At 70.1% G+C, this 14,075-nt stretch carries 12 protein-coding genes; 11 read left to right on the forward strand and 1 reads right to left on the reverse strand.

Annotated elements, in window-relative coordinates; translation table 11 throughout:
• Window positions 1-229 precede the first annotated feature (229 nt).
• The 3 genes from ACGFRB_RS12410 to clpX all read left to right on the forward strand — a co-directional run bounded on the left by ACGFRB_RS12410 (window position 230) and on the right by clpX (window position 3,022).
• Window positions 230-847, forward strand: coding sequence for an ATP-dependent Clp protease proteolytic subunit (locus ACGFRB_RS12410; RefSeq protein WP_361234050.1), 618 nt, complete (start codon window positions 230-232; stop codon window positions 845-847).
• A gap of 58 nt (window positions 848-905) precedes the next feature.
• The gene (locus ACGFRB_RS12415) at window positions 906-1,562 is read left to right on the forward strand and encodes an ATP-dependent Clp protease proteolytic subunit (protein WP_393242341.1); all 657 of its coding nucleotides are present in this window, start codon (window positions 906-908) and stop codon (window positions 1,560-1,562) included.
• Window positions 1,563-1,738: 176 nt separating this feature from the next.
• Window positions 1,739-3,022, forward strand: a complete 1,284-nt coding sequence (gene clpX, locus ACGFRB_RS12420) for an ATP-dependent Clp protease ATP-binding subunit ClpX (protein ID WP_363006522.1) — start codon at window positions 1,739-1,741, stop codon at window positions 3,020-3,022.
• 126 nt (window positions 3,023-3,148) lie between these two features.
• On the opposite strand, the gene ACGFRB_RS12425 is transcribed toward clpX, so the two are convergent.
• Window positions 3,149-4,177, reverse strand: coding sequence for a hypothetical protein (locus tag ACGFRB_RS12425; protein WP_393242344.1), 1,029 nt, complete (start codon window positions 4,175-4,177; stop codon window positions 3,149-3,151).
• A 137-nt stretch (window positions 4,178-4,314) separates the two neighbouring features.
• Between ACGFRB_RS12425 and ACGFRB_RS12430 the strand changes: the two genes are divergently transcribed.
• From ACGFRB_RS12430 to mreD, 8 genes are all read left to right on the forward strand, one after another.
• Window positions 4,315-6,936 (forward strand): valine--tRNA ligase, encoded by a 2,622-nt coding sequence (locus ACGFRB_RS12430; RefSeq protein ID WP_363006518.1) that lies wholly within the window; start codon window positions 4,315-4,317, stop codon window positions 6,934-6,936.
• A gap of 165 nt (window positions 6,937-7,101) precedes the next feature.
• Entirely contained in the window at window positions 7,102-8,229 is a 1,128-nt protein-coding gene (locus ACGFRB_RS12435; protein WP_393242347.1) for a sensor histidine kinase, read from the forward strand.
• 67 nt (window positions 8,230-8,296) lie between these two features.
• Window positions 8,297-9,811: a folylpolyglutamate synthase/dihydrofolate synthase family protein gene (locus ACGFRB_RS12440; RefSeq protein ID WP_363006514.1), complete on the forward strand. Its 1,515-nt coding sequence runs from the start codon at window positions 8,297-8,299 to the stop codon at window positions 9,809-9,811.
• Between the two features lie 5 nt (window positions 9,812-9,816).
• Complete coding sequence (locus tag ACGFRB_RS12445) at window positions 9,817-10,185, forward strand: DUF4233 domain-containing protein (RefSeq protein WP_363006512.1); 369 nt, start codon at window positions 9,817-9,819, stop codon at window positions 10,183-10,185.
• Between the two features lie 99 nt (window positions 10,186-10,284).
• On the forward strand, window positions 10,285-10,698 hold the full coding sequence (gene ndk, locus ACGFRB_RS12450; protein WP_393242352.1) for a nucleoside-diphosphate kinase: 414 nt from the start codon (window positions 10,285-10,287) through the stop codon (window positions 10,696-10,698).
• 426 nt (window positions 10,699-11,124) lie between these two features.
• Entirely contained in the window at window positions 11,125-12,144 is a 1,020-nt protein-coding gene (locus ACGFRB_RS12455; RefSeq protein WP_363006508.1) for a rod shape-determining protein, read from the forward strand.
• A gap of 161 nt (window positions 12,145-12,305) precedes the next feature.
• Window positions 12,306-13,406 carry a rod shape-determining protein MreC gene (gene mreC / locus ACGFRB_RS12460; RefSeq protein ID WP_393242355.1) on the forward strand — a complete coding sequence of 367 codons (1,101 nt, stop codon included), beginning with the start codon at window positions 12,306-12,308 and terminating at the stop codon, window positions 13,404-13,406.
• Window positions 13,403-14,071, forward strand: a complete 669-nt coding sequence (mreD, locus tag ACGFRB_RS12465; protein WP_393242358.1) for a rod shape-determining protein MreD — start codon at window positions 13,403-13,405, stop codon at window positions 14,069-14,071. The genes mreC and mreD overlap by 4 nt, the downstream gene beginning before the upstream one ends.
• Window positions 14,072-14,075 lie beyond the last annotated feature (4 nt).

Below are 14,075 nucleotides of genomic sequence, written 5' to 3' on the forward strand. Positions count from 1 at the left end.
GCCACGGGCCCGGACGCACCACTGTGCGCCCGGGCCCGTGCCGTACACCGGCCCTTTCGCGCGTGCTCCGCTTCATGCGCGCTCCGCCCACCTTGCGCTCCGAGCGAACAGTTCGGGAACCGGGATGGCGCCCGCCTACCAGCGCGTTAGGGTCCATGGATACGGGGGCACTGCCCCCAGAACGAGACGCGAGACGGCACGGGGCCGTCGGAGACGAGCAGGTGGATACGTGACGAATCTGAAGCCTTACGCCGCGGGTGAGCCGTCCATCGGTGGTGGTCTCGGCGACCACGTCTACAACCGGCTTCTCGGCGAGCGGATCATCTTCCTCGGCCAGCAGGTCGACGACGAGATCGCGAACAAGATCACCGCGCAGATGCTCCTCCTGGCAGCCGACCCGGAGAAGGACATCTACCTCTACATCAACAGCCCCGGTGGCTCGGTGACGGCCGGCATGGCCATCTACGACACCATGCAGTACATCCCGAACGACATCGTCACCATCGGCATGGGCATGGCGGCCTCCATGGGCCAGTTCCTGCTCACCGGCGGCACCGCCGGCAAGCGCTTCGCGCTGCCGAACACCGACATCCTGATGCACCAGGGCTCCGCCGGCATCGGCGGCACGGCCTCGGACATCAAGATCCAGGCCGAGTACCTGCTGCGTACGAAGAAGCGCATGGCCGAGATCACCGCGCTCCACTCGGGCCAGACGGTCGAGGCGATCATCCGCGACGGTGACCGCGACCGCTGGTTCACCGCCGAGGAGGCCAAGGAGTACGGCCTCATCGACGACATCATCACCCACGCCGCGGGTGTCCCGGGCGGCGGCGGCACGGGCGCCTGATCCGGCCCCGCACCGCAGCCCCAGCCCCACGAACGCCCCCAGGATGGTGAACAGCCCCATGACCCCGAACTTCTCCGCGAGCGGTCTCTACACCGGCCCGCAGGTGGACAACCGTTACGTCGTTCCCCGCTTCGTCGAGCGCACCTCGCAGGGTGTGCGCGAGTACGACCCGTACGCGAAGCTCTTCGAGGAGCGCGTGATCTTCCTCGGCGTGCAGATCGACGACGCCTCCGCCAACGACGTCATGGCGCAGCTGCTGTGCCTGGAGTCGATGGACCCGGACCGCGACATCTCGATCTACATCAACAGCCCCGGTGGTTCGTTCACCGCGCTGACCGCCATCTACGACACGATGCAGTTCGTCAAGCCGGACATCCAGACGGTCTGCATGGGCCAGGCGGCCTCCGCCGCGGCCGTGCTGCTCGCCGCGGGCACCCCCGGCAAGCGGATGGCGCTGCCGAACGCCCGGATCCTGATCCACCAGCCCTCCGGCGGCACCGGCCGTGAGCAGCTCTCCGACCTGGAGATCGCGGCCAAGGAGATCCTGCGCATGCGCAGCCAGCTCGAGGAGATGCTCGCCAAGCACTCCTCGACGCCGATCGAGAAGATCCGCGACGACATCGAGCGCGACAAGATCCTGACCGCCGAGGACGCCCTCGCGTACGGTCTGGTCGACCAGATCGTCTCGACCCGCAAGGGCGCCGTCACGGTCTGACGCCCGACCTTCCCTTGACGCGGCACGCGGGGTGTCACGGAGGACGGCATGGCCGGATTCCGCCCCTGCCAACCGCGTCAAGGGGGGCCCGGGTGAAGGGCCCGGCAAGGTACCGTCGAATATGAGGCACCAGGAGTCGCTGAACCAGGCGCTCCCAGGCGAAGGGGAAGCACCTCGTGGCACGCATCGGTGATGGCGGCGATCTGCTCAAGTGCTCGTTCTGCGGAAAGAGCCAGAAGCAGGTGAAGAAGCTCATCGCGGGTCCCGGTGTGTACATCTGCGACGAGTGCATCGACCTCTGCAACGAGATCATCGAGGAAGAACTCGCGGAGACGAGCGAGGTGCGCTGGGAGGAACTCCCCAAGCCCCGCGAGATCTACGAGTTCCTCGAGGGGTACGTCGTCGGTCAGGAGCCCGCCAAGAAGGCGCTCTCGGTGGCCGTCTACAACCACTACAAGCGCGTCCAGGCCGGCGAGAACGGCGGCGGGGCGAGCCGGGAAGACGCCATCGAGCTGGCGAAGTCCAACATCCTGCTGCTCGGCCCGACCGGCTCCGGCAAGACGCTGCTCGCGCAGACCCTGGCCCGGATGCTCAACGTCCCGTTCGCCATCGCCGACGCCACCGCGCTGACGGAGGCCGGCTATGTCGGCGAGGACGTCGAGAACATCCTCCTGAAGCTGATCCAGGCCGCCGACTACGACGTCAAGAAGGCCGAGACCGGCATCATCTACATCGACGAGATCGACAAGGTCGCCCGGAAGAGCGAAAACCCGTCGATCACGCGTGATGTCTCCGGCGAGGGCGTACAGCAGGCCCTGTTGAAGATCCTGGAGGGCACCACCGCCTCCGTGCCGCCGCAGGGCGGACGGAAGCACCCGCACCAGGAGTTCATCCAGATCGACACGACGAACGTGCTCTTCATCGTGGGCGGCGCCTTCGCCGGCCTGGAGAAGATCATCGAGTCGCGGGCCGGCGCCAAGGGCATCGGCTTCGGCGCGACCATCCGCTCCAAGCGGGAGATCGAGTCGAGCGAGGTGTTCCAGGAGGTCATGCCCGAGGACCTGGTGAAGTTCGGGATGATCCCCGAGTTCATCGGCCGTCTCCCGGTCATCACCTCGGTGCACAACCTGGACCGCGAGGCCCTCCTCAAGATCCTCGTCGAGCCGCGCAACGCGCTGGTCAAGCAGTATCAGCGGCTCTTCGAACTCGACGGTGTCGAGCTGGACTTCGACCGTCCCGCCCTGGAGGCCATCGCCGACCAGGCGATCCTGCGCGGCACCGGCGCGCGCGGTCTGCGCGCGATCATGGAGGAAGTCCTCCAGTCGGTGATGTACGAGGTTCCGTCCCGCAAGGACGTGGCCCGCGTGGTCATCACGGCCGACGTGGTCCGTAACAACGTCAACCCGACGCTGGTGCCCCGGATCGTGAAGAACGACGGACGGCACGAGAAGAGCGCGTGAGCCGGGAGCAACTCCCGCTGTAGGACACGATGAAGGGGCGCCCCCGCCGGGGGCGCCCCTTCATCGTTGGTACTCGGCCGAGGACCGGGCCCCGTGTCTCAGGAGCCGTGCCTCAGGGCCCGGGCGTCAGATCTTGACGCGGACTTCCTTGCGGAACTTGGCGGTCAGGCCGGCCGCGTCCTCGGGGGAGCCGCCCTTGCCCGTGAGCAGGGACCCCATGTCGAGCGGGACCACGATGCCCACCGTGCTGTGGTCGGCCCACACGCAGAAGGAGACCGTGAACGCGGGCGTCTTCTCGGCGGGGTTCGCCTCCGTCTTGGACTGCTGGCACTTGAGAACGGCGTCACCCAGCTCGGCCGGGTTGTACGCCTGCGGGTCGCCCTGGAGCTCGCCCGTGCCGTCCTTGCTCTTGCCCTGCTCCTTCGCCGACTGCGCCTTGACGAAGGCGAAGATGGAGTCGACGACCTTCTCCGGGTCGTCGATCTCGCCGTAGAGGCCGTTGAACTGGAGCATCTTCCCGGCCAGCGGGTTGTTCGGGTCCTTCACCTCATAGGACGCCTGGACCTCCTTGGCGTTGCGGACACCGTCCTTCTCCGCCTGCTTCAGCGAGTCCTTGTCGCTCGACGACGCCTCGTCCTTGGAGGACTTCTTGTACTCGCCGAGCACCGTGGCCGGGGTGATCAGCTTGTGCGCGCCGTCGTCCGCGACGTTGGAGCCGCCGCCCCCGCCGATGACGAAGTACGCGCCCACGGCGAGCGCCACGACGGCCGCGCCGCCGACGATCCAGCCGGCCTTGCTCTTCTTCGGACCGCCCGGCGGGGGCATGTCGTAACCGCCGGGGCCCTGCGGGGCGCCGTACGGGGGCTGCGGCGGCTGCCCGTAGGGGCCGGGCTGCTGCGGGGCGGGCTGCCCGTAGGGGCCCGGCTGCGCCTGCGGGGGCTGCGGGGGGTACCCGTAACCCTGCGGCTGGCCGTACGGGCCGGGGGCCTGCGGCGGGACGCCCTGCGGGGCCTGCGGGGCTTGCGGGGGGTAGCCGTAACCGGGCTGCGGCGCCTGCGGCTGCCCGTACGGGTTCGGCTGGCCCCCGTAAGGCCCGGGCTGCTGCCCGTACGGGTTCGGCTGGCCGCCGTACGGTCCTGGCTGATTGTGGCTCATGGACGGGTTCCCCTCACAGAATGCTTATGCTGCCGAACATCCTGTCGGAAGTCGGCGGCGAGAAGCGCGACGGGGCCCACACCGTTACCGAAGAATCGCGTTTCAGGACCGGGCGGTGACACCTTTAAACTGGCCCGGTGACCGATAACACTCAGCAGCACCCCGCAGCCACCCCCGAACTCCCGACCACGTACGCGCCGGCCGAGGTAGAGGGGGCGCTGTACGAGCGCTGGGTGGACCGCGGCTACTTCACCGCCGACGCGAAGAGCGACAAGCCGCCCTTCACCATCGTCATCCCGCCGCCGAACGTCACCGGCTCGCTCCACCTGGGCCACGCCTTCCAGCACACGCTGATGGACGCCCTCACCCGCCGCAAGCGCATGCAGGGCTACGAGGCCCTGTGGCTGCCCGGCATGGACCACGCCGGCATCGCCACCCAGAACAAGGTCGAGCAGCAGCTCGCCGAGGTCGGCAAGTCCCGCCACGACCTGGGCCGCGAGGAGTTCGTCGAGCGTGTCTGGCAGTGGAAGGAGGAGTACGGCGGCAAGATCCTCGGCCAGATGCGCCGGCTCGGCGACGGCGTCGACTGGAGCCGCGAGCGCTTCACCATGGACGAGGGCCTGTCCCGTGCCGTCCAGACCATCTTCAAGAAGCTGTTCGAGGACGGTCTGATCTACCGCGCCGAGCGCATCATCAACTGGTGCCCGCGCTGCCTCACCGCGATCTCCGACATCGAGGTCGAGTACCAGGAGGACGCCGGCGAGCTGGTCTCCATCCGCTACGGCGAGGGCGAGGACTCGCTGGTCGTCGCCACCACCCGCGCCGAGACGATGCTCGGCGACACCGCCGTCGCCGTCCACCCCGACGACGAGCGCTACGCGCACCTGGTCGGCAAGCAGATCAAGCTGCCGCTGACCGACCGCACCATCCCGGTCGTCGCGGACACCCACGTCGACCCGGAGTTCGGCACCGGCGCCGTCAAGGTGACGCCCGCGCACGACCCGAACGACTTCGCCATCGGCCAGCGCCACGACCTGCCGTCGCTGTCCGTCATGGACGAGCACGGCGTCATCACCGTCCACGGCCCCTTCCTCGGCCTGGACCGCTTCGAGGCCCGTTCCGCGGTCGTCGGCGCCCTGCGCGAGCAGGGCCGTATCGTCGCCGAGAAGCGCCCGTACACGCACTCCGTCGGCCACTGCTCGCGCTGCAAGACCACCGTCGAGCCGCGCCTGTCCCTCCAGTGGTGGGTCAACGTCAAGCCGCTGGCCAAGGCCGCCGGCGACGCGGTCCGCGACGGCCGGGTCGCCATCCACCCGGCCGACATGTCGAAGCGCTACTTCGACTGGGTCGACAACATGAACGACTGGTGCATCTCGCGCCAGCTGTGGTGGGGCCACCGGATCCCGATCTGGTACGGCCCGGAGGGCGAGATCGTCTGTGTCGGCCCCGACGAGCAGCCGCCCACGGGCGAGGGCTGGCACCAGGACACCGACGTCCTCGACACCTGGTTCTCCTCCGGCCTGTGGCCGTTCTCCACGCTCGGCTGGCCGGAGCGGACGCCGGAGCTGGAGAAGTTCTACTCGACCGACGTCCTGGTCACCGGCCACGACATCATCTTCTTCTGGGTCGCCCGGATGATGATGTTCGGCCTGTACGCGATGGACGGCGAGGTCCCGTTCAAGACCATCGCCCTGACCGGCCTGGTCCGCGACGAGTTCGGCAAGAAGATGTCGAAGTCCTTCGGCAACGTCGTCGACCCGCTGGACTGGATGGACAAGTACGGCTCCGACGCCGTCCGCTTCACCCTGGCCAAGGGCGCCAACCCGGGCACCGACGTGCCGATCGGCGAGGACTGGGTCCAGGCGTCCCGCAACTTCGCCAACAAGATCTGGAACGCCACCCGCTTCGCGATGATGAACGGCGCGACGATCGAGGGCGAGCTGCCGCCGGCCGAGCAGCTGTCCGCGACGGACCGCTGGATCCTTTCGCGCCTCAACAAGACGGTCGCGCAGGCCGACGCGTACTACGAGGACTTCCAGTTCTCCAAGCTCAGCGAGGCGCTCTACCACTTCGCGTGGGACGAGGTCTTCGCCTGGTACGTCGAGCTGTCGAAGACGACGTTCTTCGCGGGCGGCGAGGGCGCGAAGGTCTCCGGCCGGGTCCTCGGCGAGGTCCTGGACGTCATGCTGCGCCTGCTGCACCCGATCGTTCCGTTCGTCACCGAGACGCTGTGGACCACGCTGACCGGCGGCGAGTCCCTCGTGATCGCCGACTGGCCGAAGGACAGCGGCTTCCGCGACGAGGCCGCCGAGCGCGAGATCGAGCTGGTCCAGCGGGTCGTCACCGAGGTCCGCCGCTTCCGCAAGGAGCAGGGCCTCAACGACGGCCAGAAGGTCCCGGCCCGTCTCGACCTCGACGGCACCGCGCTCGCCTCGCACGAGGCCGCCATCCGTCAGCTGCTGCGCCTCCAGCCGGAGGGCGAGGGCTTCTCCGCCACCGCCTCCCTGCCGGTCGCCGGCGCGACGGTCTCCCTCGACCTGTCGGGCACCATCGACGTGGCCGCCGAGCGCAAGCGGCTCGCGAAGGACCTGGCCGCCGCCGAGAAGGAGAAGGCGCAGGCCGAGGGCAAGCTGGGCAACGAGGCGTTCCTCGCCAAGGCGCCCGACAACGTCGTGGACAAGATCAAGGGCCGTCTCGCCAAGGCGGACGAGGACATCGCCCGTATCCAGACGCAGCTGGACCGCCTGCCGCAGGCGTAACCGGACGACGAAAGGGCCCCTCCCGCGCGCCGAGCGCGGGAGGGGCCCTTTCGCGTGTGACGCAACGTCAGAAATTTAGTCCGATCCGGACGAAGTGTGCGATCTCACAGTGATCGGGACTTCAGGACCACGGTGACGGGACCTTCGACCCGGGATGATGGCCGCATGCCCCCCTCGCCCGCCCCGCTCACGCTGCGCCGCTGTGTGGACCGGTGGGCCGTGTCGCCGCCGGCCATGGACGTCGTCGCCGCGCTCTTCTCCTTCGGCCTGATGGTCCTGGACGTGCCCGGACTGGCCCGCGAGGACAACTCGCTCCCCGGCTGGGCCGCGGCCCTGGTCTTCGCGGCCGCCGCGTCGACGCTGACGCTGCGCCGCCGGGTGCCGTGGGTGCCGTTCGTGGTGGCCATGAGCATGCTGGGCTGGCTGCACGAACTGACGATGATCCAGTTCGCGCTGTACTCCCTCGGCCGTTTCCGGGGCCGCCGGACCGCCGCGGCGGCCACCGCCCTGTACGTGGTCGTCGCGTACGTGTACTTCAACCTGCCGGGCTGGCCCGACCGGCACGGCGACACCCTCAGCGACTTCCTCAGCCTGGTCCTGCCCATCGGCGTCCTCGCGGCGGGCGTCGGCATCGCCGCGTACCGCCAGGACCTGGTCGCCGCCCTGGAGGTCGAGCGCCGCGCGTCCGCCGCCCGGCAGGCCGTCCAGGAGGAGCGCATCCAGGTCGGCCGCGACGTCCACGACCTGGTGGGCCGGGAGCTGACCCTCCTCGCCGTACGCGCCGAGGTGCTGGCGGTACGCGCCCGGGGCCAGGCCCACCAGCAGGACTTCGAGGAACTGGCCGACACCGCCCGTCGCGCCCACCACATGCTCAACGAGACCATCGTCCGGCGCACCGACGACACCCCCGGCCTGGACGGTCTCGCGGCCCTCGCCGAGGAGAGCGAGCAGATGGGCAGCCCCGTCCGGCTCGACGTCGACGCCGGGGCGAAGGGCCTCTCCCCGCTGCGCCAGGCGGCGGTCCACCGGGTCGTCCGCGAGTGCCTCACGAACGCGGCCAAGCACGCCCCCGGCCTCCCCGTCACCGTCGCCATCACCCTCGACGACGCCGACCTCCACTTGGAGGTCCGAAACCCCCTCCCGGCCACCCCGCCGGACCGCGCCCCGGTCTCCGCCGGCACGGGCCTGCTCTCCATGTCGGAACGCGTCACGACGATGGGCGGCACCCTCCACGCGACCCGCACCGGCGACGCGTACGTGGTGAGGGCGACACTGCCGTCGGGCCTGCGGTAGCCCGCGTCCGCGCCCCACCCCCGCCCCGCACCACAGCGTGCGGCGCCCGGCTCCGTAGACTGGACCCGTGAGTGACTCGACTGACCCGCGCGACCAGGCCGACGACGACCAGTTCGACGGCATCGTCGACGAAGCGACCGACCGTGATCCCGATCTGGCGGTGATCGAGGCCGGCAGCCGCACCCTGCGCGCGATGACCGGCCCGCCGCAGGGCGACCCGGTGCCGTCCCGTCCGGAGGATCCGGAGGTGGACCGCGCGCTGCGCGAGGTCGAGACGGAGCTTTCGACCCGCTGGGGCGAGACGAAGCTGGAGCCGTCGGTCAAGCGGATCGCGGCGCTGATGGACGTGCTGGGCGATCCGCAGCACGCGTATCCGTCGATCCACATCACGGGCACGAACGGCAAGACGTCGACGGCCCGCATGATCGAGTCGCTGCTCGGCGCCTTCGATCTGCGCACCGGGCGGTACACCTCGCCGCACGTGCAGACCATCACCGAGCGGATCAGCCTGGACGGCGCGCCGATCGACCCGGAGCGGTTCATCGAGACGTACCGGGACGTGAAGCCGTACGTGGAGATGGTCGACGCCCGGGAGGAGTACCGGCTGTCGTTCTTCGAGGTCCTCACCGGCATGGCGTACGCGGCGTTCGCGGACGCCCCGGTCGACGTGGCCGTGGTCGAGGTCGGCATGGGCGGCACGTGGGACGCGACGAACGTCATCGACGGTTCGGTCGCGGTGGTGACGCCGATCGATCTGGACCACACGGACCGCCTCGGCGAGACGACGGGCGAGATCGCCGGCGAGAAGTCCGGTGTCATCAAGCAGGGCGCGACGGTGATCCTGGCGCAGCAGCCGGTGGACGCGGCGCAGGTGCTGCTGAAGAAGGCCGTCTCGGTGGACGCCACCGTGGCCCGCGAGGGCATGGAGTTCGGCGTCACCGCGCGCGAGGTCGCGGTCGGCGGCCAGCTGCTGACGCTGCGGGGTCTGGGCGGCGAGTACGAAGAGGTGTTCCTGCCGCTGTACGGCGCGCACCAGGCGCGCAACGCGGCGGTGGCCCTGGCGGCGGTCGAGGCGTTCTTCGGCATCGGCGCGGAGCACGCCCGCACGCTGGACATCGACACGATCCGCCGCGCGTTCGCGCAGGTGTCGTCGCCGGGCCGGCTGGAGATCGTGCGTTCGTCGCCGACGGTCGTCCTGGACGCGGCGCACAACCCGCACGGCGCCCGCGCGACGGCCGAGGCGGTCACCGAGTCCTTCGGTTTCTCCCGGCTCATCGGCGTGGTGTCGACGAGCGCGGACAAGGACGCCCGGGGGCTGCTCGAAGCGTTCGAGCCGATCTTCGCGGAGATCGTGATCACCTCGAACTCCAACGCGCGCGCGAGCGACCCGGACGAGCTCGCCGCGCTCGCGGTCGAGGTCTTCGGCGAGGACCGGGTGGTGGTGGAGCCGCGCCTGGACGACGCCATCGAGGCCGCGATCACGCTCGCCGAGGAGGAGGGCGAGTACGCGGGCGGCGGTGTGCTCGTCACCGGTTCGATCTTCACGGTCGGCGATGCCCGGCTGCTGCTCAAGAGGGGCTGAAACCTGTGCGTACGCTCTGCGCCTCGACGCTGATCGGCGAGTTCTTCGTGATCGGCTTCGCCGGTCTGGTCGCCATGAAGGACGACACGCTGTCCACGTCGACGGTCTGGACGGTGTGCGGGATCGCCATGGTCCTGACGATCCTGCTGTGCGGGATGATCACCCGTCCGGGGGGTGTGCAGCTGGGCTGGGCGCTCCAGATCGCGCTGATCGCGAGCGGTTTCGTCGTCCCGGTGATGTTCTTCCTGGGCGCGGTCTTCGCCGTCCTGTGGTGGGCCTCGGTGCACTACGGCCGGAGGATCGACGAGATCAAGGCCCGCTGGGCGGCGGGCGCGGCCGCCGCCGAAGGCTCGGCAGCACCTGACGCTGCGTGATGTTCCCTGGTGCGGGCCCTGTAGATTCAGTGGCCCGCGCCCCCTTGTCTGCTTTGTTCCACCCTTAAGTCTGTCCGAAGTCCCCAAAGGAGTTTTCCCGTGAGCCAGCGCACGCTCGTCCTGCTCAAGCCCGACGCCGTCCGCCGTGGCCTGGTCGGCGAGATCATCGGCCGTATCGAGCGCAAGGCCGGCTGGACCCTCGCGGCCCTGGAGATGCGCGAGCTGGACCAGGAGACCCTGGAGCAGCACTACGGCGAGCACAAGGGCAAGCCGTTCTACGAGCCGCTGATGGGCTTCATGGCCTCCGGCCCGGTCGTCGCGCTGGTCGTCGAGGGCGAGCGGGTCATCGAGGGTCTGCGGACCCTGGCCGGCCCGACCGACCCGATCGCCGCCGCCCCGGGCTCCATCCGCGGCGACTTCGGCACCATCGTCCGCGAGAACCTGATCCACGCCTCGGACTCCGAGGAGTCCGCCGAGCGCGAGATGAAGATCTTCTTCCCCGGCCTGGTCTGATCCGGGACCGCGCCGGGCTCCGGTCGGGGCCGGCCTGAGCCCGAGCCGGCCTGAGCCCGAGCCGGACCGAGTCGAGCCGGACCGATTCGAGCCGAGCCGATCCGGTCCCGGAACGGTCCGTACGGCCGACCGGCCGACCGACGGGGCACCGCCTCCGCCGAACAGCGCATGCGCCAGAGGGCGACCGAAGGAATTCGGTCGCCCTCTGGCATATGATCGCCGATCCCGGGAACGGATCGCCGCGTCATTCCGTCACCTATACAGAGGTGGAGCGAGGCGGTCCGCCGCGCGGCAGGCGCACGGGCGGCACTACGATGGAGAACTCCACGCCGCTGCCTCGTCAGCCACCACCTCGCCGTCCTGAGAAGCCGTCAACGCTCCGCTAGGGAAGGCCCGACGATCCTCATGGGAATCAAGGGGAACTCAATGTCGTTCATCGGCCGTGACATGGCTGTCGACCTCGGGACCGCCAACACGCTGGTGTACGTCAGGGGTCGAGGCATCGTTCTGAACGAGCCGTCCGTCGTCGCGATCAACACCAACACCGGCGGCATTCTCGCGGTCGGTGCCGAGGCGAAGAAGATGATCGGCCGGACGCCCGGCAACATCGTCGCGGTCCGCCCGCTCAAGGACGGCGTGATCGCCGACTTCGAGATCACGGAGCGGATGCTCCGCTACTTCATCCTCAAGATCCACAAGCGCCGCTATCTGGCCCGCCCCCGGGTCGTCGTCTGTGTGCCCTCCGGCATCACCGGAGTCGAGCGCCGCGCCGTCATCGAGGCGTCCACCCAGGCCGGCGCCCGCCAGGTGCACATCATCGAGGAGCCGATGGCCGCCGCGATCGGCTCCGGCCTGCCGGTCCACGAGGCCACCGGCAACATGGTCGTCGACATCGGCGGCGGCACCACCGAGGTGGCCGTCATCTCCCTCGGCGGAATCGTCACGGCACAGTCCATCCGGGTGGCCGGCGACGAACTGGACAACGCGATCATCCAGCACGTCAAGAAGGAGTACTCGCTCCTCCTTGGCGAGCGCACCGCCGAGCAGATCAAGATCACCATCGGTTCGGCGTACGAGCTGGAGCAGGACGAGCACACCGAGATCCGCGGCCGTGACCTGGTCTCCGGCCTGCCGAAGACCGTGGTCATCTCCGCCGCCGAGGTCCGCAAGGCCATCGAGGAGCCGGTCAACGCCATCGTGGACGCGGTGAAGACCACCCTCGACAAGTGTCCGCCGGAGCTGTCCGGCGACGTCATGGACCGGGGCATCGTCCTCACCGGCGGCGGCGCCCTGCTGCGCGGCCTCGACGAGCGGCTGCGCCAGGAGACCGGCATGCCGATCCACATCGCAGAGGACCCGCTGGACTCGGTGGCGCTCGGCTCCGGCAAGTGCGTCGAGGAGTTCGAGGCCCTCCAGCAGGTCCTGGACGCCCAGCCACGCCGCTGACGGCCCCGCCGGGCCCGGGAGTGATCCCGGGCCCGGCGCCGTCGCGAGGCCGCCCGGCGCATCTCGCGCCCCGCGCGCGTACGCGCACCCCGGTGCCGTTCGTACCCGCGCCCGTACAACTCCGTCATCTGTCGATTCGAGGAAGGGCACGGCCGCCGCACGTGAGGGACACACGAGAGAGCCGGCTGCTCCTGGTGCTGCTGATCGCCACCGCGTTCGCGCTGATCACGGTGGACATCAGAGGAGGCCAGGAGTCACCGGTCGACGGTGCCCGGCAGGCCGCGGCCGCGGTCTTCGGCCCGGTCGAGAACGGAGTCGCCTCCGCGGTCGACCCGGTCGGCAACGCCATAGGAGCCGTCCGCGACTCCGGGGAGCGAAGCACCCGTATCGCCGCCCTGGAGAAGGAGAACGCGGCCCTCAAGACGAAGCTCGGCAGCGACGACCGCAACCGCAACCGGGTGCGCGAACTCGACGCCATGCTGAAGACCGCCGGGGCCGGTCAGTACGGCATCAAGGGAGCCCAGGTCATCGCCATCGGCGCCGCCCAGGGCTTCTCCTGGACCGTCACCATCGACATCGGCGCCCGGGACGGCGTCAAGCGCGACATGACCGTCATCAACGGCTCCGGACTGGTCGGCCGCGTCACCACCGTCGGCCCCTCCACGTCCACCGTGCTGCTCGCCAACGACCCGGACTTCACCGTCGGCACCCGGATGGAGAAGAGCGACGAACTCGGCTTCGCCACCGGCCAGGGCGACCGCCCGCTGCTCATCCAGCTCCTCAACGGCAAGGCCAAGGTGAAGAAGGGCGACCGGCTCGTCACCTTCGGCTCGCAGGCCGACAAGCCGTTCGTGCCCGGCGTGCCCGTCGGCGAGGTCGTCCGCGTCGACCCCGCGGGCGGCGGTCTGACCCGCAACATCTACGTCCGTCCGTACGTCGGCTTCACCAAGCTCGACATCGTCGGCGTCGTCGTCCAGGCCCCGCGCACCGACCCGCGCGACATGGTCCTGCCGCAGAAGCCCAAGCCCGCGCCGACCGTCACCGTCACGGCCCCGCCGCCGGCGAAGGACGGTCAGCAGGCTGATGGCCGGCAGCCCGACGGGCAGCGGCAGCCGGGACAGCAGACGGGCGGTCAGGCGCCGGTCGGACCGGCCGCGGGCCGCGTCCAGCAGCCGGGCCAGGCGGCCCAGCCGCCCGCCGCCCCGCCCGCCGACCAGCCGGACGAGAACCAGCAGCCGCAGGACCAGGGGGCGACACCGTGAAGATCAACCGCATCATTCTGTCGGCCGTGCTGGTCGTCGTCGCCCTCGTCGTCCAGGTCTCCGTCCTCGCCCGGCTCCAGCTCCCCGGCGCCGTCCCGGACCTCGTCCTGCTCACGGTCGTCGCCCTCGCCCTGGTGTACGGACACGTCACCGGCGCCCTCGCGGGCTTCGCCGCCGGACTGCTCGCCGACCTCGCCCCGCCCGCCGACCACGCGGCCGGCCGCTACGCCCTGGTGCTCTGCCTCGTCGGCTATCTGTGCGGCCTGGCCCGCCCCGAGAACGGCCGGCTCAAGTCCGCCACCGGCCCGATGACCGTGGTGGCCGCCGCCGCCGTCGGCTCCACCCTGCTCTACGCGGGGGTCGGCGCCCTCGTCGGCGACACCGCCGCCCGCCATGTCGGCCTCGGTTTCCTGCTGTTCACGGCCGTCCTGTACGACCTGCTCCTCGCCCCCTTCGCGGTGCCGCTGATCATGGCCCTGGCCCGGCGCGTCGACAACGACCCGATCGCCGGCGCGACAGGGGCGAACGGCGCCGACGTGGCCTCCGGCTGGCTGTCCTCCGGCACCGGCCTGAGAATCGGCGGCCCGAGCAACGGACTGCGTATCAAGGCCGCCCGCAACCGCGCTTCGCGCGCCGGGCGGATCAAGGGAGTCAAGCGACTGTGATCCA

It is taken from the genome of Streptomyces sp. NPDC048718 (genome assembly GCF_043198875.1).
In the GTDB taxonomy this organism is placed as follows: Bacteria; Actinomycetota; Actinomycetes; order Streptomycetales; family Streptomycetaceae; genus Streptomyces.